This window comes from Jeotgalicoccus sp. S0W5, from assembly GCF_011634875.1.
In the GTDB taxonomy this organism is placed as follows: domain Bacteria; phylum Bacillota; class Bacilli; order Staphylococcales; family Salinicoccaceae; genus Jeotgalicoccus; species Jeotgalicoccus marinus.
Genome location: NZ_SIRQ01000002.1, coordinates 148,578 through 168,750, shown reverse-complemented (window position 1 = coordinate 168,750; position 20,173 = coordinate 148,578). Strand labels below are relative to the sequence as shown.

The following is a 20,173-nucleotide window of genomic DNA, read 5'->3' as shown; positions in this document are numbered from 1 at the left end:
AAACTTTTGTTCACGACTATTAAATTATTGGGTATTATTATAGGTGATATGTATGACTAACGGATATTTCAATGATGATTTTGATTCAATTTTCAGAAGAATATTCCAATATATGCAAGAATCTGTCAATAGTGGTACTAAAAAATATTATATCAATGGGAAAGAAGTTTCTCCGGACAATTAGCACAATTACGAAAACAGTAAGGTGGAAATTCTGCCGAGCAAAACGCGCGTGCATTTCAACAATCTAATTCTCAAAGACAAAATGATGAAGGTAATTATTTAGATCAAATTGGCCGTAATTTAACACAAGAAGCACGCGATGATTTATTAGACCCAATAATTGGTCGTGATAAAGAAATCCAAGAAACTGCTGAAGTCTTAAGTAGACGTACTAAAAACAATCCTATTTTAGTAGGTGAAGCTGGTGTAGGTAAAACAGAACTTGCAAAGCAGTTAGCAATTGATTTATTCGGTAATAAAGATGCATTAATTCGCTTAGATATGAGTGAATATAGTGATCAAACTGCTGTATCTAAAATGATTGGAACAACTGCTGGTTATGTAGGTTATGATAATAATTCAAACACATTAACAGAGAAAGTTAGACGTAACCCATACTCAGTTATCTTATTTGATGAAATTGAAAAGGCGAATCCACAAATCTTAACTTTATTATTACAAGTTATGGATGATGGTAATTTAACAGATGGTCAAGGTAATGTCATTAACTTTAAAAACAGAATTATTATTTGTATTTCTAATGCTGGCTTTGGTGAAGGAAATGAAGAGTTTGATGATATTATGGATGAAATGAAAAAATTCTTCCGCCCTGAATTCCTTAACCGTTTCAATAGTATCGTTAAATTCGAGCATTTAGGTAAAGATGCATTACAAGACATCGTGAACTTATTATTAGAAGATGTTCAAAAAACATTAGATAAAAAAGGAATCACAATGGATGTTACACAAGGTGTCAAAGATTGGTTAATTGATAAAGGCTACGACGAACAAATGGGTGCACGTCCGTTACGTCGTGTTGTTGAACAAGAAGTACGCGACAAAATCACAGATTACTACTTAGATCATACAGACGTAAAACATGTAGATATCGTACTTGAAAATGATGAAGTAATAATTAAAGGTAAGTAAACTGGTCCACTTAATAAAGGAATTTATATTAAAAAAGAGTCTGGAACATAAATCTAGAACAGCAATAAGATAATTTTAAATACGAAATTATCTTATTGCTGTTTTTATAATACCTCACTTTCCAAAGGTAATGGCTCAGCCTTAATCATCGACTGCCACTACTAACTATCAGAAGTCTTGTCATAAAAAATCGCCTACTTTCTTTGATTTAACAATAACCTCCCCCATAGGAGTTGTCCAATCAAGTGTGGACAATTCATTTAATAAAAGCGTTAGGCTGTGAGTAGATGACACCTGTATTGTGCTGGGGTCATCTTATTTACTCCCCATTGATATCGCTGATTATTATACTTTGCTTATAAAAAGGTCGCTATTTTTCCAAAGCGACCACATCATTTATGGAGTTTATCATGGAATTCTTCAAAAATTATTAAAATAGAGTATTGGATTTATTTCTTGATGCTCACTTTTTGCAGATGATAAAAACATTACGCCAAGCAATTTTTATAGTGATAGTAGATAATATCAACCATCCTAATTGGATAAGTGGGTCAAGCATCATCAGGCGCCAGGTTCTTTCAGTCATTTAGATAACTTTACAGATGAAGAAAGAGAAATGAGACAACTCAGAAAAGAAAACGAACAACTTAAGATGGGAAATGACATTCTAAAGCAAGAAGTGCTGATCATGGGACGAAAATAGATGTCATTCTTGAGAATGCCAATAAATATTCAGTATCAGCAATGTGTAAAGTCCTACAAATCCCAAGAAGTACCTAATATTATGAATTGAATAAATAGAATGTTGATGATTCAGAGGATGTCATCAGCCATAAAGGCGTGGAGGATATTTAATACGAATCGTCAGTGTTTTGGAACACGTAGAATTAAACATGAGTTAGATAAACTTGGATTCCAAGTCTCTCGAAGACGCATCGGTCGAATTATGAAAGCAGAAAGATTGGTATCGTTATATACTTCATTGAAATATAGATCGTATCCCTCACAATCCAATGAACGGAATATCATGAATAGACTCAGTAGAAATTTTATTAGACAGGCATCGATGGAGGTACTCGTCAGTGATTTAACTTATGTAAAAGTGTCTGGCAAGTGGCATTATATATGTGTATTTGTTGACCTGTTTAATCGTGAAATTATTGGACATGATGCCGGTCCAAATAAAGATAGCCATCTTGTGTCAGCAGCACTGAGTACCATTAAGCATGATTTAAGACAGGTTCAAATGTTCCATACAGACCGTGGCAAAGAGTTTGATAATGTGCTTAATACATTTGGTATTTAAAGATTACAGAGCATGAAAGGCTGTCCCTATGACAATGCGATTGTTAAGGCACAAAAACTGAATTCATTAGACAGTATCATTTTATATCTCTACAACAGCTGAAAAGTGAACTGTTTGACTATGTGAATTGTTACAACAATATTAGACCACATGGTGCACTTGGTTACATGATACCAAAGGAGTATAAGAAAGAAGTCTATAAAAACTGTCTGGAATACTCGTGACATACCACATATTATGTTTACACAGAGATGGTTATGTGAATAAACAGTATAGGAGGTTTTTCATATGAATAATAAAGTTATTGAAAATAAAGCGATAAAAATTTTAGATTCTTCTAATCTAGGTGTTTTGTCTACCGCGCACAACAACATACCTAACAGTAGGTATATGATTTTTTATAATGATGGATTAACTCTGTATTCTAAAACTGACATTGATTCTAATAAAATAGAAGAGTTTAAGAATAATCCTAGAGCTCATGTTCTAATTGGATATAGTGATACCAATGACCATAGTTTTCTTGAAATAGATGGAGAAGTGTCAATTTCCGAAGATCCAAAGATTATTGATTGGATTTGGAACAATCAAGACAAAAGTTTCTTTAATTCGAAGCAAGATGATAACCTTTGTATTATACAAGTGAAACCTAAGATTATTAAAGTTATGAATAGTAATGACCTTGATTCACCAGAAACAATAGTTTTTGATTAGGTCCACCGTCTGTAAAAGCGTTAATTTTTTGTGTTATATTATAAAACATTAATTCCATTATTAGTAAAAATGCGGTGAATACGTTATTATTCATTTTTTTCTAATGAAATAAAATTATATAATGAACAGCTTATTAGATACGCAGGATATGGTGACATTGGCGATCCAATATCTAAAGAAATTACTGATTTAGCATGTAAAATCGGGTGGGAAAAAGAGAGAAAAGAATTTGATGTTTTACCACTAATATATAGCGCCCATCATCAACCTATAACTTATTATGAATACCCTCAAGGCATCATAAAAGAAGTTAATATTAAACACCACCATTATCCAAATTTAGAAAAACTAAAGCTTAAATGGTACACTGTTCCGATAATCTCTAATATGGATTTAGAAATTGGTGGGATAAAATACCATACTGCCCCCTTCAATGGATGGTATATGGAGACCGAGATTGGGGTCAGAAACTTTACTGACGAATACCGATATAACAAGCTTAAAGAAATTGCGCAAGCTTTTAACCTCGATACTTCTAAAAATTCAACATATTGGAGAGACCGTGCTTTAGTCGAATTCAATTATGCTGTATATCACTCTTTTAAAGATGCCGGTGTTTCGATAGTTGACCATATCACTGCATCAAAGCAATTTAAACAATTTGAAAAGAAAGAAGAAATCGCAGGAAGAGAAGTCACAGGTAAGTGGAGCTGGCTGGCCCCTCCACTATCTCCATCACTTACTCATAATTATCATAAAGGATTTAACAATACTGTTAATTCACCAAGTCTAATGTATAAAAATGTGAATAAAAAGTGCCCATTTTATCAATAATCATTCTTGTTATTTTTACAATGATTAACTCCCATAGATACGATAAGCCGTATCTATGGGAGCGGTAAGGTGAGAGATTATTGCTCTCTCACAACGTTATAATTGAATATATATAATTTGTCTAATTACTTGAAAAAATCTCGATATGTTCTAAATATAATACTGCTGGGTATATTTTATTCAAGTCAAACTATAGGATATTCACAATGAAAATTCTTGATATATCAGCACTGTATTTCTTGAGATTTTTTTGGCTTAATTAGTTCAAATAACAGAAGATATTAGTAATGTGTAAAAGATGACAAAGTCAATATGTAATTGATTTTGTCATCTATTTTATTAATCTATAATGAAAATTTTATAGAGTGCTTTCTAACACACCATCGACCATTTTATATACAGCATCACAATACTCTGTTAATCTTTCATCATGAGTAACAATGATACATGTCTTCTCCCTACTGATTGTTTCTTCTTTTAATATTTCCATTACTTTCATCGCATTTTCTGTATCTAGTGATGCCGTAGGTTCATCTGCAAGAATAATACTAGGGTTAGTGTATAGCGCTTTAGCAATCGCAACACGCTGTTTTTGACCCCCAGATATTTCACTAGGTAACTGATTTTTCACTTCTGCTAGTGATAGATTATTAAGCAATTTTTCTAACTCATCATCTGTCATGATATCTTTATTATACTTCTTTAGTAATTTAAACTGTTGCTGAACAGAAAGAAATGGCACCAAATTACTAGCTTGAAGGATAAAGCCAATCTCATCCATTCTGAGCTTAGCTAAGCTTTTAGAATTCATACCTGTGATTTTCTGACCATTAACAATTACCTCACCTTCAGTTGGTGTTTGTAAGGCACCAGCCATGGTTAAGAAAGTACTTTTACCAGAGCCTGATGGTCCAATCAGTGCAATACAAGCTCCCTTGTCAAATTCAACCGAAGTTTTCTTAACTGCTTCTATACTTTGATTACCATCCTTGAACACCTTTTTCACATCTATAAATTTAAGCATACTATCCGCCTCTCTTAACCGATCGCTTTTAATGGATCTACTTTTCTAACGCTGATAACTGAAAATAAACTTCCCAACATAGCAACAACAATCAAGACCACCATATAAATAATCATTGTTAAATAATCGAATTCTATAGGCACTGCTGGTGGAAGGAAGATACCAGTTAATAAGGTAAGCGCCAATCCAACAAGCGTACCAATCATAGTCACAATTAGTGTTTGACCTAATACTGAACGTGCTAAATAACCATTAGTAAATCCTTGGGCTTTCAAGACACCAAATAGACTTGTCTTTTGTAATGTAAGCACATATAAGAATATTCCAATCACCGACGACGATATGATAAATAAAAATATAATCATAAAGTTTAGCGTTAATTGTTGAGGTAAATATCCAGGTAGATTCTCTATATATTCATCTATCGCTAATACTTCCATATCATCACTTAATTCTACGTTTTTCCAATTACTGTCCCTAACAACAAGTGCATTTATTAAGTCCTCACTTAACATTGGATTTAACTTTTCTATGGTCTCATTATTGGAAAATAAAAGTGAGGAAGAACGATATTGTGCACTTTCTGTAAATCCTGTAATTTTCAGCGTCTCTTCACTATTTGATAATTCAAGCGTATCTCCAATAGAAAAACCCGATTCCTTTAAAGAATAGTCGCCAACAACTTCATTTTCATTTGTGAAAATCTCTCCTTCCACTAAATCAGGAATTAGAAAGGAGCCTTCATCTAGGCCAAATACAATAGCATTATCTTCAACTGCACTATTAGAAATAATAACAGCAAGCTCTTTTAAATTTGCTTGTTCTTCAAATTTGTCTTTAATATCTTCTATTTTAATCATAGATTGTTGAACATTTTGATTTGCATCTGCATTTATAACAATCGCATCAGCCTCCCATTGTTCCACAGCTTCCTTATTTAAATTCATTAATCCATTTGCTAAACCCGAAAGCAATAGTAGCAAGTAACTTATCATTATTACAATGCCTATAATTAAACTAAACTTTAACTTATTTCTTATAATCTCATTCCATGCTAGATACATTAAAACACTCATTTCATTGTGATATTTAATTAGCTTTAATTATTTAAACTCCCTCGTATTGCCAGTATAACTTTATAGTTTTATTATCATATATTTAAAATTGTAGATTCTTGGAGATACTTCACATCATACTGATTAGAAAGTTTAATAATAAATCGCTTCAATTCTATATCTTTTATTTTATCATCTAAGAATAATGTTCTTATTTTTTTATACTCATACTTTTCTGTTAATGTGCATATTCTCTTGAAGTATCCCCACATATGATCAAATGTATTCACAATAGATCCTTTAGTAGGCTCCTCTTTCTTCGCTTCAAAAATCATTGATTCCAATAAATCCATAGAAGCTCCTTTATTCATTTCTTCTCTTATACGATTATAATATTTTTGTGAGTGCCACATAACATTGTACTTCTCTGACGCCCATTTTTTCTCAATTACATGTCGACCTTTCATTTTAATATCTCTCCTTTATCTAAGTTTATATTACAACGTGGTGGCACCTTATCATTACTCCACTTTAAAAAAAGTAAAGACTCATAATGAGTGTAGGCCATTTCTCCGCATACTTTTGTATCTTGATAAACATAAAAAGCAGGTAAACTTCTTTCAGAAAAGAGATGTTTGTTACTGTAGATGATTCTTTCTAAGTCTATAAGTTTTTCTTTAAAATTTGTAGAACGTACGCCTCCTCTTCTTTTATGTTCTTGATCATAAGACTTTAAAAGCTCAAAGGCATCCAATAAATAAGGGTGACCATTATTGTAAATAAATTTGACGATTGGATGTGATAAATATCGAGTATTAGCACTAATAATATTCATTTCAGCGAGACAAACTCTAATAATTTGATAAAGTTCTAACACTTGTTTTGATAAACGTCTGTTATCCAGGAAACGTGCACTGATATCATGATTTTGATGTACTCTAAAAATTTGCATTATTTTCACCTTCTTAATTGTAATAAGCATTTTACTTTCTTTGATTTAACAATAACCTCCCTCAGAGGAGTTGTCTAATCAAGTGCAGACAATTCACCAACTAAAAATGTCACTTGTAAGTAACACTCAGTAATTAGCTCTTCGTCTGAGATTTATAGTAAATAAAGAATGAAAACTAGTAAGAATAAGGAGCAAGAATATGGATATAAAGAATTTGAAATCAATGGTTAGACCTTATAATAATAATCCTGAACACCCGTACTACCGTCCATTTGTGGTTAAAAATATTGAAGAAAAATATGTAGTTTTTTAGTGGGTATTAACCCAGCTACTCCTATTTATAATAAAGAAAAGAACTTTGCGACGTCATTATATCCGTTGCTTACAAGCCTTGCCAACGCTTTTGGTATTAAGAACTCTAGTATGTACTTTGAAGATGGGACACCAAATATGGAGAGATTTGATTTTATATCCTAATTATTCTGATATACGTAAATTATCATGCATTCCGCATAGAAAAACTTGTCTTATATTTTGATGACGAAATCGTATTATAAAGAATCAAAAAAGACTGCCTCACTTGCATACAGTAAGTGAGGCAGTCAGGTAAAATGTTTCGTTAACCTTATTTGACATAGAGTCTTAGATTATCAATGAATGGACAGATTTATATCACGTATAGTACCGAGGGACCGTCTTATTCCATGTTTTATAAAAGCATTGCTCATTATTACTATAACCCGTCATTTCATTGTACAGGTAATAGTTATCAGCATCACAACTCATAACACTTTTTGTTACGACGTTTGTATCGATATCGCTATCTTTCACTTGTACAGTCCAGTCACATTCTACTTTAGCGGATAGAGGGTCACCTTCTTTTATTGTATATACATTATGGTTAGTAGATCCATAAGTGATATTTGTTTCGGTCAAAGTTCGTAGCCCCTCATCAGAAAAGTCATCTAACACCCACTCATCTGTTGTAAGTTTCTTGATGACATTCCGAGTCCTATAACCATCCCTGATAATTTCCTTTTCAAGGGGTGTTGCAGTTTCGGACTGCTCATATTTCAATCTTACCTCATTGAAATCAGTGATAACAGGAAGTAATAGTTCTGAATGAGAGAAATCGACTGTTAGATCCACGATTTCCTTGTCTGGCCATATTTGAGGCCAATATGTTGGTGAAATTGATACTTCGATGCTATGCTCTGCTTCAATTTGATAGCCAATAACATCTAATGGAATTTCTACATCGATGTATTCACCAACAGTGAGATCCTCTGGGAATTCATGACTTTTATAATGGTTGAGATTGAGTTGACCTTTTGTTACGAGTGTCTTTTCACCTGTAGGGTGTACATCCGTCACTCTTACGTGAAGATTTGCTTTTTCCTTATCGGATTTTACTCTTATTTTTGCAATGGGCTGGCCAACGATATTTATTGCAGTATTCTGTTGTGGCAACATGAATGATGTAGCCAATGCATTGTCAATTAATTGATCATCTGGAAGATCACCTTCCTGACCAAATGGACAGAATACTCCAGAATAAAGACCATGTTGTTGACGATTCAATAATGGAACTTCACCGTTGATATTTTCCAAAATATCAATTTCACTTGTTTCTTCATTATATAAGTCTAGCCACTTACCTTCTCGGTAATCATAGGTGGTCTTAGGTTTTACACCATCCTGTACATATACGAGAAAGGCATCTTTATGTGCGTCTTGGTCCCCTTCATCAGTCATCCAGCGATCGAGCCATTCAATGACCTCTTGAAGATAACCCATTTGAGGTCCTGGTATGGCCATGTCTGGAAATTCATGTGCCCAAGGGCCAACGATTCCTCTTTTAGGGACATCAAGATTATCCATTAATCGAAATAGGGCATTTGTATATCCATCTGCCCAACCACTCATGGTTAGGACTGGTATTTTGATGGCACTGTAATCTTCACCTATTGAGCCGTGTTTCCAATAATCATCTCGTGTTTGATGTGACACCCATTCTTCGATGAACGGTGGTGTATTTTCCATACGATTGAGCCACATATCATACCATTTTTCTCCCACATACTTCGGGAATGGTGGTCTCGCGTTGTAAGCAAACATAGTTGATGCCCACCAAAGCATGTCAGAGGCCATCATTGTACCACCTTTATAATGTACATCATCTTCATAGCGATCATCCGTAGAACATAGAGTAATGATTGTTTTCAGTGCAGGTGGTTGCAATGCAGCAAGTTGAAGCCCATTGAAACCTCCCCAAGACTTACCAATCATCGCAACCGAGCCGTTGGACCATTCTTGGTTTTCAATCCAAGAGATTACGTCCAGTGCATCATCTTGCTCCTGTTTTGGATATTCATCTTCGATTATCCCTTCAGAATCTCCTGTACCTCTGATATCTACACGGATGGAAGTGTAGCCCATGCCAGCAAAATATTTGTGACGGATTTCATCACGAAGGGCAGTGAATTCATCTTTCCGGTATGGAAGATATTCAAGTACAGCGCCTTTTGTCTTTCCAGATGTTTTAGGTTGCCATAGTTTGGCTGATAATTTTATACCGTCTGACATCTCTATCCAACAATGGTTAATAATTTCTACTTCGTACGGAAAGTCTGTTCTTTCTTGAATTTTAGTATAATCAACGTCGAATACACCCAATTATTTATCCTCCTCGTATATATGATCGTCGTTCTTCAACCATTTCATCAATGAAATGATAAGCAGTATATAGATGATGACGACTGGTACCGCAACGACAACGGCTGATGTCTGTACTACGTTCAATCCTCCAATTAACAGTAATGAAATGGACAACAAGGCCATGATGAGACCCCAAAGAATTGTATGCCATGTCGGAGGCTCAATACCTTCGTCTACTTTTATTGATGCAGTTGAAGCAAGTATATAAGACGCTGAATCAAGCGATGTTGCAAGGAAAATGAATCCTAGAATGACAAAAAATAATATCGCAATATAACTCATCGGTAATGTTTCAAGAACATTGATGATTGTTTCAGCATCCCCAAATTCTGCCATACTACCAAGGACATCGAGTTCTCCTGTCTGTTGAAGATTCATCGTATATCCTCCGAAAATTCCGAAATATAGCCAACTACCGATAGAACCCCAACCAAGGATGTGGAGTATCATGCTCTTCAAAGTACGCCCTTTTGATATACGAGCAATGAAAAGTCCCATAAATAGTGCAGTAGCAGCGAACCATGCCCAATAGAATACTGTCCAAGATTGTGGGAATCCACCGCCGCCAATCGGGTCAGTATAGAAACTCATTCTCAGAAAATTCTGCGCCATGATGCCAAAGCTGTCTGTAAAATAAGTTAATATGAAACTGGTTGGACCCACTATTATGACGAATATGGCTAATATAAGTGCAAGATATACGTTGATGTTACTGAGCTTGCGTATACCTTTATCGAGACCTAGGGAAGCACTTGTAATATAAATGACCGACCAGATTAGCATTATAATGATACTAAGTGCAATTGACTGTTCCACACCTAGAAGGTGGCCAATTCCAGCGGACACCATCGGTACACCTAGTCCCAGTGATGTACCAAGACCACCGACAAGACTCCATATGACAAGTATATCGATGATCTTTCCGATGATACCATCTGAATGTTTACCAAGCGCTCCTCTTACAGATTGACTGACTTTAAGTGACTTGTTCTTTTTATTAAAAAAGGAATACGCAATGACTATGGTCGGAAATGCGTAAATACACCATGCAGAGATCCCCCAATGGAACATTCCATACGCGACAGACCATTCTGCTGCAGTGTCACTGCCAGATTCAAAACCGAATGGTGGTCCTTGGAAGTAGTACATAGGTTCAATAATCGACCAGAACATGATACTGGTACCCATACCTGCACAGAATAGCATCGCTCCATAACTAAAATTTCCAAATCTAGGTTTTCCCTCTCCGAGTTTTACTCTTCCATACTTTCCAAAAGCTAGCCATAAAAGCAACACGAAAAGACCAAACGTCATAAACTGGAATATCCAATCCATTCTTGAGTTGATACCAGACAAAATATTGTCTAAAAGCGGTTCAGCAGATGATTGGAAAATGATTAAAAGTAATGTAAGTATTAACAGCACGACAATAGATGGCCAAAAAATTAAGTGATCTAATCTTGCTTTTTCTTTCATCAAATCCCTCCGTAAATTATCTATGTTAATTTTCAGAAATGATAATTTCATCATTTTCTAGCACGAGTATGTTATGTAAAAAACTTAACATAAACATTAATTTAAGGAAAGGTAATGTGATATTTAAATGCCTTTACGTTTTTCAATCCTTCAAGAGTCTAGATATTATATAGGAACATAAGGAAATCTGTGAAGGTATTATTGATAGGCTGATTGAAGGAGAAAACAAAGCTAGAGACCTAGAATTATAATATAAACCTCTCCTCTTACTCATTCATCAGTCAACCTTTGATAAGTCATGATGCGGCCTCTAAAGCAACGGTACTTGTTTTAGGTAAAACATTGGCAGCTAAAGGATTGGAGCGTGGTATTACGGTAAATATGTTGGCGTTTGGTGCTTTCACAGCATTGTCTGGAAGTATGGAAAACGAAGAAGGAAGCGTCAGGGAGAACGAATTGGAGCTGAACTGCTTTCACCTGCTGTTTTGTGGTTATCTCACAAAGATAATCAATATAATGGTAAAATTTTCGAAGTGGCAGCAGGAAGAGTCGCTGAGAACTTCTTTGGTTCTAACTAAGGCTACTGGGATAAAGATCTTACAGTAGAAAAATTATTTGAAAATGAAGAAGCTATTCTAAATCAAGATGGATATAAGAGTTTAGAAAATACTGTTGATTTATCGAAATGAATGACTGAATATAACACGGGCTGGTAGTATATATACGAAGATACCAAGGTTTGAAAATTACATTTAAAGTCGTTAGACTACATTAATTTAGAAGGATTATTCTGAAAACTCAAAGTGACATTCAATCAAATTGTTAAACGTCCGCATCGAAAAATGATAAGCCGAGAGTTACCATAAGTGATATGTGTTTCACTATCTACAAGTCATAAAAATTCACAACACAAAAGACACTGGTGACCAGAGTTAATTTTTATCCAACAAAAGCTGACCACGGGTAAATAAACTGAGAAAGGTGATAATATGAACTTCGAATTATTTAAATGTCTTGCAAGAGGTTATCAGAAAATCATGAAACAGGCCGCGAAAGTGCTGGACTGGTCACCCCCTCTCCTCCTCCGTGGTGAGGGAATACTTGATATATTGCCAGATACACTATCTGCCAGAAATTATAAAAAAGTCTTGATTGTGACCGACAAAGGCATACGGGATCTTGGCCTGATGGACAATCTTCTGTATGGTCTCGAGGTAAAGAATATCGAATACATTATTTACGACGGGACGGTGGCAAATCCGACAGATCAGAACGTCAGGGAAGCCGCTGCCGAGTACAATAAAAATAGATGTACCGCGATTATCGGTTTTGGTGGGGGTTCTGCACTCGACTGTGCCAAAGGTGCTGCGGTCGTTGTAGGTACAGGCAATGCTGACCTGCATAAATATCACGGTCTTCTGAAAGTACGTAAAAAGCTGCCACCGGTGATTGCTGTGCCGACGACATCTGGTACCGGAAGTGAGGGCACGATAGCAACAGTTATAACTGATAGTAAGCGCCATATGAAATATGCGATATCCGATACGGTGCTGTTGCCGGAAATTGCAGTACTTGATGCGGAACTTACATCCAATTTACCGAAGACGATTACTGCGCACACGGGTATGGATGCGCTCAGTCATGCAGTTGAAGCCTACATCAATCTGAGCAATACAAAAGATACAAGGAAAATGGCAGAAGTTGCGGTTAAACTAATCTATGACAATTTGCCGTCAGCCTTCCACGAAAATGGTGATAGAATTGCACGTGAAAATATGCAGTATGCTGCTTACATTGCGGGACGCGCATTTACGAGAGCTTATGTCGGCAATATCCACGCATTGTCACATCAGATCGGTGCAAAATATCCAGTAACACATGGTGAATCGAATGCAATTATCATGCCTTACGTATTAAAGGAATACGGAGATACCGTACATGAGAATCTGGCCAAACTGGCTGATTGTGCAGGTGTGACTGCCCCGGGTGATACTGACAAGGTAAAAACAGAGAAGTTCATCGACAGTATTCTAGAGATGAATAAAAATCTCGGCATCGGTAATCATATCGCTGATATCAAAGAGTCTGATATCGATGAAATGGCCGGCTACGCATTTGATGAAGCGAATCCGAATTATCCCGTACCAGTGATTTTCAGTAAAGAGAAATTTAAAGAGATGTATATGAAAGTGAAGTCTGGAGAAATGTAATAAAAGCGTACTAGAGCCTTAGCTCTAGTACGCTTTTATTTAACTTGAGTACTTTCTTTTGCTTGTAACTCGTATTTGTTTAATTGCTAATGTGTCCCTATACATTAAACATATGATTCTGTTAGCTCTAAAAACTCTTCAATATCTTTATGCACTGAATCCAGTGCTTGTTGCCAGAAGTCTGGTTTTCTTAGGTCAACATTTAAGTGTTTTTCAGCAAGGTCTTCTGTAGTCATGCTTGCAGTATCACGAAGCAGTGCAATATAGTCATCTTCACGTAACGTTTCGTCTTCTAAGAAACGGTTGTATATACCTAAGCTAAAGAAGTATCCAAATGTGTACGGGAAGTTATAGAATGGGACACCTGTAATATGAAAATGTAACTTTGTTGCCCAGAACATTGGATGGTATGAAGAAAGTTCATCTTGAAAGGCTTCTTTTTGTGCTTCTTTCATCAGTTCTTTCAGTCTGTTACTATCTACAGTTCCTTTTTGGCGTTCATCATAGAAATTGCGTTCAAAGATATAGCGTGCATGGATATTCATCATAAAAGTCGCACTTCTAGCAATTTTTTCATCTAGTAAGTTGATTTTTTCTGCATTTGACGTTGAATTTTCAATAGTTGCGTTTGAAACGACAAGTTCTGCAAATGTAGAAGCTGTTTCTGCAACGTTCATTGCGTAACGTTGGTTGAATAATGGTAAATCACGTAAGACATAGCTATGGAATGCGTGTCCGAGTTCATGTGCGAGTGTTGACACATTGCTAGTGCTACCGGCAAACGTCATAAAAATACGCGACTGTTTAGATTCAGGAAGGTTTGAACAGTATCCACCAGGGCGTTTTCCTGGACGATCTTCCGCTTCAATCCACTGCTCTTCAAAAGCTCGACGTGCCATCTCTGACATTTTTGGACTAAATGATTCAAAGTTATCGATAATAAATTCTGCCGCTTCATTGTAGGTATACTGCTTGTTTTTATAATCACCCACATCAACACTTGCTGAAACATCAAGCCATCCTAATTGATCAACACCGATGAGTTGCGCCTTTCGTTCAAAGTACTTTTTGAAAGGTGCTTTATTTTTTGTAATAGTATCCCACATCATATCAAGTGTTTCTTCTTCCATACGGTTGTAATCTAGTGGTACTTTCATATAATCTTTATAATCGTGAAGTTCATAGTCGTTTAAACGGAATCCTGATAAATGATTGAGTGTTGTAGAGAATAAATCAGCTTTCTCTTCCCATGTGTTTTCCCACGTTTTTAAAAGTTTTTCACGAACTTTTGGATTCTCTTCTGACTTCATCTTGTTTTCAAATTGACCGGCTGAATAATAAACAGTTTCGTTATCTTCAGTTACTGGAATTTGAATAGAAGCGACGAGTTGATTGTACATATTCCCCCAGCCCTGTAAGCCGTCTAATGATAAGTGATTGATGATTGTTTCTTCTTCTGTGGATAGTAAATCTTTTTCTTTTTGTCGTTTTTCTTCTAACGGGAAATGCATCGGTTTAAAGAAATCATCCTCTAACAGCTTTGTAAATTGGTCTTCAGTCAGGGCACTGATCTTTTTATTTAATATAATGTTCTGTGATGAGAGATCTTTAACTAAGTTACGAACTGCATTTAAATTCTGCATTGCTTTTTGATCGGTAACATCAGCAGATACTAAACCATTCGAAAAGCTCCCCATCTCACCAAGTGCGTTTGAAATTTTTTCGTAGTGTTGTAAGATCTCCTTCAGTGACGTAAAGTCGTTAGAATGTTCGTCTAGCTCCCAATTATCGAGTTCTCGAGAAAAAGCTGTAATACTTTCCCCTATTTCTGATAACCGCTTTTGAAAATCTTTTGATGCACTTCCGCCAGGAAATACACTCTCCATATCCCAATTGTTTTTGTAGTTCATCAATTTCCTTCCTTTCTAAAGTAAAATTGGTTACTTTAATCATACAGGAAATCGATGTAGAGAAACATCAATCACTTCAATAATGAAAAAGACTACCTAACTTGCTTGAGCAAGGAAGGTAGCCATCTATTTATTTTTATGAATTATTCTTCATCTTCTGTGTAACCTTCTTCTTGTATCAGCTTTGCTGATTTCTTCCTGTGAGTTTTAAATATTAGTACTGTTTATTGTTGTTGAATAAAATCTTCTGTTGTATAAATATCAACATTTAAAAAGTCTAGTGCGCTGATGAATGCATAGTGTGCATCCTCTGCTTTAATAACATGACCCTGATAAGTTAACTCACGTGAAGCACATGCATCTTCAACGACTGATACTTTATAACCTAAGTCCGCTACAGTTCTAGCAGTCGCATCAATACACATGTGTGTCATCATACCAACAATCACAACATGATCTATATTTTGAGCTTGCAACTTATCGTGTAGTTCTGTATTAACGAAACTGTTAGGAAATTGTTTTACAATAAGCGTTTCATTATCTTGAGGCTGTATAACTTCTCTAATTTCTGCACCTTCGGTATCAGGAGCGAAGAAACCCATTGATTCATCAGGTGCAATATGTTGAACATGGTAAATATTTTCACTACGATTTTCTCTAAACCATGTTAATATTTTTTGGCATTCTCTGCTGCATTTTCAGGATTACTTAATGGATATTTACCACCCGGGAAATAATCATTTTGAATGTCGACAATAATTAAAGCTGTGTTCATGTTTATCCATCCTTTACTGAATTTAATGTTCAATATTTAGATTAATTGGAAAGATAATATGGTACTAACTAATGTTCAAGTGTGAATTATTGTAGTTGGTATAGTGTAATTCATTTTGATATAAAAAGACTTCCACAACAGCCTTGTTATGGAAGTCTTTAATTATATTAGGCCAACATACCGCCATCGATCTATTATTCGGGTCAGAGTTCAATCATTTTTCAAACACTGCATCAACCACTTTTTCTGAGGCTCTTCCATCATCCCAGCTACAGAATCGTTCATAAAATTCGTTGTAGCGATCCTCGTATTTTTCATTTACTGCATCAATGTTTTGGATTGCATCCATCACCTCATCATTGTCCATGAGCAATGGACCCGGAAGCTCGGTCTCCATATCGATGTAGAAACCACGTAGCTGTCCTTGATATTTTTCAATATCGTAAGTAAAGAATAAGATTGGACGTCTAAGATTCGCATAATCAAAGAATACAGATGAATAGTCAGTGATGAGAATATCAGACATCAAGTATAGTTCGCTCACGTCACTGTAACTTGAAACATCGTATGCAAAGTCTTCTAAACCTGTTAAATCCATGTTGGAGGCAACAAGATAATGCATTCTGAGTAGAATGATGTACTCATCTCCAAATTGTTCTTTCATTCTATGAAGGTCGAGTTTCAGGTTGAATTTGTACTTACCAACTTTGAAATATTCATCATCACGCCACGTTGGTGCGTACAGAATAATTTTCTTATCCGTTGGTATACGGTTTATTCGTTTCAATCTATTGATCGTATCTTCATCATTATGGTTCGTTAAAATATCATTTCTTGGATAGCCAGTTTTCAGCATGGTGTTATTGAACCAAAACGCTCTTCTGAAGATATCAGCAGAATACTGATTAGGCGCAATTAAATAGTCCCATTTATTAGTTTCACGGTTAAAGTTTTTCTTATATCGTACGGCATTAGTACCTGGCATGTGGACATTATCCATATCACCAGCCAGTCTTTTAAGCGGCGTACCATGCCAAGTTTGCAGATATGATTGTTCTGGTCTTTTAATATATTTGTTTGGCATTCTTACATTACTCACGATATATTTGGCTCTAGCAATATAGTAATAATATTTGAGAGTGTTTCGTTTAACAGTCTTAGGATTACCAGGTATCTTGTTCGAGTTATTCATCACCCATACATAAATATAGTTACTCTTGTTTTTAAGCATGTATTCATAAATATATTTGGGACTATCGGAGTAAGATTTCCCTTGGAAACTTTCGAAAACAACGAGCTTATCCTTGGGCTTCATATAATTGAATATACGTTTATAAATTAATTCTTTCCTGCCCTTTCTTGAAGAGATTCCATTTTTAATATCTCTAAGAAAATGGTTCAAATTACTAAGTTTTCGGAAGCGACGTTTGTTGTTAGATTTTATAACTTTCACATCATTTTTGAGTATGAAATCCTTGTTTTTCAGTCGATCCGGATCAATTTTATTTATACTCTCTACTAGACCAGAAAAGTAGTAATCGATTGTGGTATCATCTCTGAATTCAGTCACCAAACGTTTTCTATAGAAGTTAAGGAGTTTGTCATCTAGATATTTTCGTCCTTCTTCACTCATATTATCTGATCTCAGCTGATTATAGACGCCAAAGAGATCAGGTGTGAGTTGTTCGAGAGAAGACTGTCTAAGTGTCGGGTTGTTAATTGGGTCATTCCCTCTTCTTCTGAAATAGATTGCTTCCTCGGCGTAAGGGACTATATCAATTTCTTCCATCAATGGAACCATAAAAGTGAGGTCTGAATAAGTTTTAAATTGTTCAGAAAATCTTAGATTCATATTATCGATAAAATTCTTTGAAATCAGATAGTTGATTGCAGATTCTGATCTAAGCAGGTTGTATCTTCTAGTTGAATACATTTTTATTTTATTTGTACCGGGTAGTATAATGACGGAACTTGTGCTGAAATCCGTCGTTTTCATTCTTCCACGAATCATCGGGAATTCTCCGATGCTGTCATGTAGTAGTTGCAACATGTTCTCGGCAATATAATCGTCGCTATCTAGGAAATACAGGTAGGCACCTTTTGCTTGTTCAATTCCGATATTTCGCGTGGCACCGACATAAATATCTGCAGGCGTATTAATAAATCGATACCTGTCATCATTTAAGTACTCATCATTAACGATACTTTTTAATGTCTCTATATCTGAGTGTAAGACGAGCGCCTCGAAATTTGTGTATTCCTGGTTTCTTAGTGACTCTAAAGCTGTATTAATATATTTTTCATTATTTTCTGCTGGAGTGATAACAGAAATTAGGTTATTCATTGTGATTGTTCCTTTCTAATACTTCAAGTAACGTGTCTGTTAGAGAAAACCATAGTTTCTGGTAGATTTCCTTGCTAAATTTTGTTTGAATTGTATTTTTTGCTTCATTACCCATATCTCTTGTTTTTTCAGGGTTCTTTAACATGTGTATCATTTTTTCTGATAAAGCATCTATATCACTTTTGTCTATGAGGAATCCATTTACACCATCTTCAATCATATCAGATGGTCCATATCTTATATTATAACTCACAACTGGCGAGCTATTTGCCATGCTTTCCATGACTGCAAGAGAGAAACCTTCGGCATTGGAGGTTAGGACTGACAAACCACCGCTTTGGTATATTTTTTCAGGATGCTCAGTATAACCTTTAATCAATACATTATCACTGAGATCGAGTGATTTTATCAAGTCTGCATATTCATCTTTTTGATCCCCAGATCCCCAGATTTCTAATTTAGCTTCTGGAACTTCTGTGACCACTTTTTTAAATGCTTGGATGGTATGGTCTATATTTTTAATGCTTGCAAATCTTGATACAATTACGACTTTAGACAAATCTCTTTTAATTTGAGTACTGTCTTGTTTCTCATTAATAAAAATGGATTTTAACCCTTTTGGCTTAGGTGCTTTCGCTTCATAATAATTTGGAATGACATGAACTTTATTCTCAAGTCCAAAACGGTTAACGATATCATGCTTCTGTTTGTCTGTCAGCACAATCAATGCATCGACATTCTTTATATTTTCTATTGCATAGCCATTTCGTTTATTTAACTCAGAATCAGGATTATCTGGATTTTTAAGGTGATTACTGTGCATGCGGAGTGATCTTACTGTGTTTGGATGCTTTAGTTTAACAAGTAATTCATCCGTGCTACGTGTATCTGAGATTGCCATTATTCTTTCATTTGATTCGTTCAATACACTTTTTAGCCAGTGAATTTTATGAGGTATGGTATCTCCAGTTGTCTCACTGATTATATTATTATTTGAGCCTAAATGGATGACCCGGCTGATCTTTCCAGTTGAAGGATCTTTCCAAAAATTCAAGAATGCTTTTCCTGTTTTATCGAAAAACAATTGTTGTCTTACCTTGTTTTCTTCAAAGCTGAAATACTGCACCCTAGTCATATGACCATAGTAGTTGTAATTTTCTCGTTTCACTCTATAGCGATTTTCATTAAAGTAGTCAATGAAATCTAGAGTATCGTCCTTACGTAGAGCGATATATTTTTCATATAGACCATTATTATAAAGTCTATAGGCATTATGATTTTTTCTCTGAGATATGGCATAGTGTTTTTCGTAATCAGATAATTTCACTTTAACTTTACGCATATTGATTTTATCTTTATTTCCGTATAGTGCCTTATCTTCAAACATATTACGTATGACGACATTATTACTTACTTTGCCCATCTCTTTGAGTTTTTTACAGATGATAGGAAAGCGCGGTTCATAGTTGAAAGTTAGTATCTGGGTATCATAACCAGCATCTGCAAAGGTACTCGCTTGTCTTAAAGATGCATGCGTGAGGCCACCTCTATTAATATCTATGGAGTTTAGCAGAATTATAATCCTAGGTTTCATAAAATCATCCTTATCTGATTCTCGTTCATTAATATACTATATTACTCTGATTATATTATAATCGTAAAATTTAAATGTGTATTTGGGTAAAAATGAGCGCTTCAAACTT

16 protein-coding genes and 3 pseudogenes are annotated in these 20,173 nt (G+C 35.2%); 9 read left to right on the top strand and 10 right to left on the bottom strand.

Features of this window, described 5'->3' with window-relative positions:
- The first annotated feature begins 52 nt into the window (after window positions 1-52).
- From EYB29_RS11725 to EYB29_RS01620, 7 genes and pseudogenes are all read left to right on the top strand, one after another.
- Window positions 53-184, top strand: coding sequence for a hypothetical protein (locus EYB29_RS11725; RefSeq protein WP_425402331.1), 132 nt, complete (start codon window positions 53-55; stop codon window positions 182-184).
- 155 nt (window positions 185-339) lie between these two features.
- Window positions 340-1,152 (top strand): annotated as a pseudogene (locus EYB29_RS01645) (AAA family ATPase); the annotation flags it as partial.
- 538 nt (window positions 1,153-1,690) lie between these two features.
- Window positions 1,691-1,855, top strand: a complete 165-nt coding sequence (locus EYB29_RS01640; protein ID WP_156889179.1) for a hypothetical protein — start codon at window positions 1,691-1,693, stop codon at window positions 1,853-1,855.
- Between the two features lie 117 nt (window positions 1,856-1,972).
- Window positions 1,973-2,458 (top strand): DDE-type integrase/transposase/recombinase, encoded by a 486-nt coding sequence (locus EYB29_RS01635; RefSeq protein ID WP_166626378.1) that lies wholly within the window; start codon window positions 1,973-1,975, stop codon window positions 2,456-2,458.
- A 65-nt stretch (window positions 2,459-2,523) separates the two neighbouring features.
- Entirely contained in the window at window positions 2,524-2,682 is a 159-nt protein-coding gene (locus tag EYB29_RS11690) for an IS3 family transposase (RefSeq protein ID WP_084145810.1), read from the top strand.
- Between the two features lie 64 nt (window positions 2,683-2,746).
- Window positions 2,747-3,172 (top strand): pyridoxamine 5'-phosphate oxidase family protein, encoded by a 426-nt coding sequence (locus EYB29_RS01625; protein WP_026867256.1) that lies wholly within the window; start codon window positions 2,747-2,749, stop codon window positions 3,170-3,172.
- 111 nt (window positions 3,173-3,283) lie between these two features.
- Window positions 3,284-4,006 (top strand): annotated as a pseudogene (locus EYB29_RS01620) (nitric oxide synthase oxygenase); the annotation flags it as partial.
- A 358-nt stretch (window positions 4,007-4,364) separates the two neighbouring features.
- On the opposite strand, the gene EYB29_RS01615 reads toward EYB29_RS01620, so the two are convergent.
- The 6 genes from EYB29_RS01615 to EYB29_RS01590 form a co-directional block, all read right to left on the bottom strand.
- A complete protein-coding gene (locus tag EYB29_RS01615; protein ID WP_166626377.1) occupies window positions 4,365-5,030 on the bottom strand; it encodes an ABC transporter ATP-binding protein in 666 nt (221 codons plus the stop codon).
- A gap of 14 nt (window positions 5,031-5,044) precedes the next feature.
- Window positions 5,045-6,094: an ABC transporter permease gene (locus tag EYB29_RS01610; RefSeq protein ID WP_166626376.1), complete on the bottom strand. Its 1,050-nt coding sequence runs from the start codon at window positions 6,092-6,094 to the stop codon at window positions 5,045-5,047.
- Window positions 6,095-6,180: 86 nt separating this feature from the next.
- Complete coding sequence (locus EYB29_RS01605; RefSeq protein WP_026867259.1) at window positions 6,181-6,552, bottom strand: DUF1722 domain-containing protein; 372 nt, start codon at window positions 6,550-6,552, stop codon at window positions 6,181-6,183.
- Window positions 6,549-7,037: a pyrimidine dimer DNA glycosylase/endonuclease V gene (locus EYB29_RS01600; RefSeq protein ID WP_166626375.1), complete on the bottom strand. Its 489-nt coding sequence runs from the start codon at window positions 7,035-7,037 to the stop codon at window positions 6,549-6,551. The genes EYB29_RS01605 and EYB29_RS01600 overlap by 4 nt, the downstream gene beginning before the upstream one ends.
- Before the next feature lie 672 nt (window positions 7,038-7,709).
- Window positions 7,710-9,713 carry a CocE/NonD family hydrolase gene (locus EYB29_RS01595; RefSeq protein WP_166626374.1) on the bottom strand — a complete coding sequence of 668 codons (2,004 nt, stop codon included), beginning with the start codon at window positions 9,711-9,713 and terminating at the stop codon, window positions 7,710-7,712.
- Window positions 9,714-11,231 (bottom strand): BCCT family transporter, encoded by a 1,518-nt coding sequence (locus EYB29_RS01590; protein WP_026867263.1) that lies wholly within the window; start codon window positions 11,229-11,231, stop codon window positions 9,714-9,716.
- 342 nt (window positions 11,232-11,573) lie between these two features.
- Here EYB29_RS01590 and EYB29_RS01585 point away from each other — a divergent pair, with 342 nt between their 5' ends.
- Both EYB29_RS01585 and EYB29_RS01580 read left to right on the top strand, forming a co-directional pair.
- On the top strand, window positions 11,574-11,837 hold the full coding sequence (locus EYB29_RS01585; protein ID WP_205710581.1) for a hypothetical protein: 264 nt from the start codon (window positions 11,574-11,576) through the stop codon (window positions 11,835-11,837).
- A gap of 383 nt (window positions 11,838-12,220) precedes the next feature.
- Window positions 12,221-13,441, top strand: a complete 1,221-nt coding sequence (locus tag EYB29_RS01580) for an iron-containing alcohol dehydrogenase (RefSeq protein ID WP_247351624.1) — start codon at window positions 12,221-12,223, stop codon at window positions 13,439-13,441.
- A gap of 104 nt (window positions 13,442-13,545) precedes the next feature.
- Here the strand turns inward: EYB29_RS01580 and EYB29_RS01575 are convergent, their stop codons facing one another.
- From EYB29_RS01575 to EYB29_RS01560, 4 genes and pseudogenes are all read right to left on the bottom strand, one after another.
- A complete protein-coding gene (locus EYB29_RS01575; RefSeq protein ID WP_166626373.1) occupies window positions 13,546-15,351 on the bottom strand; it encodes a M3 family oligoendopeptidase in 1,806 nt (601 codons plus the stop codon).
- A gap of 224 nt (window positions 15,352-15,575) precedes the next feature.
- Window positions 15,576-16,126 (bottom strand): annotated as a pseudogene (locus tag EYB29_RS01570) (cysteine hydrolase family protein).
- Between the two features lie 214 nt (window positions 16,127-16,340).
- A complete protein-coding gene (locus EYB29_RS01565; protein WP_166626372.1) occupies window positions 16,341-18,470 on the bottom strand; it encodes a bifunctional glycosyltransferase/CDP-glycerol:glycerophosphate glycerophosphotransferase in 2,130 nt (709 codons plus the stop codon).
- The gene (locus tag EYB29_RS01560) at window positions 18,463-20,064 is read right to left on the bottom strand and encodes a glycosyltransferase (protein ID WP_166626371.1); all 1,602 of its coding nucleotides are present in this window, start codon (window positions 20,062-20,064) and stop codon (window positions 18,463-18,465) included. Before EYB29_RS01560 ends, EYB29_RS01565 begins: the two co-directional genes overlap by 8 nt.
- Window positions 20,065-20,173: the final 109 nt, after the last annotated feature.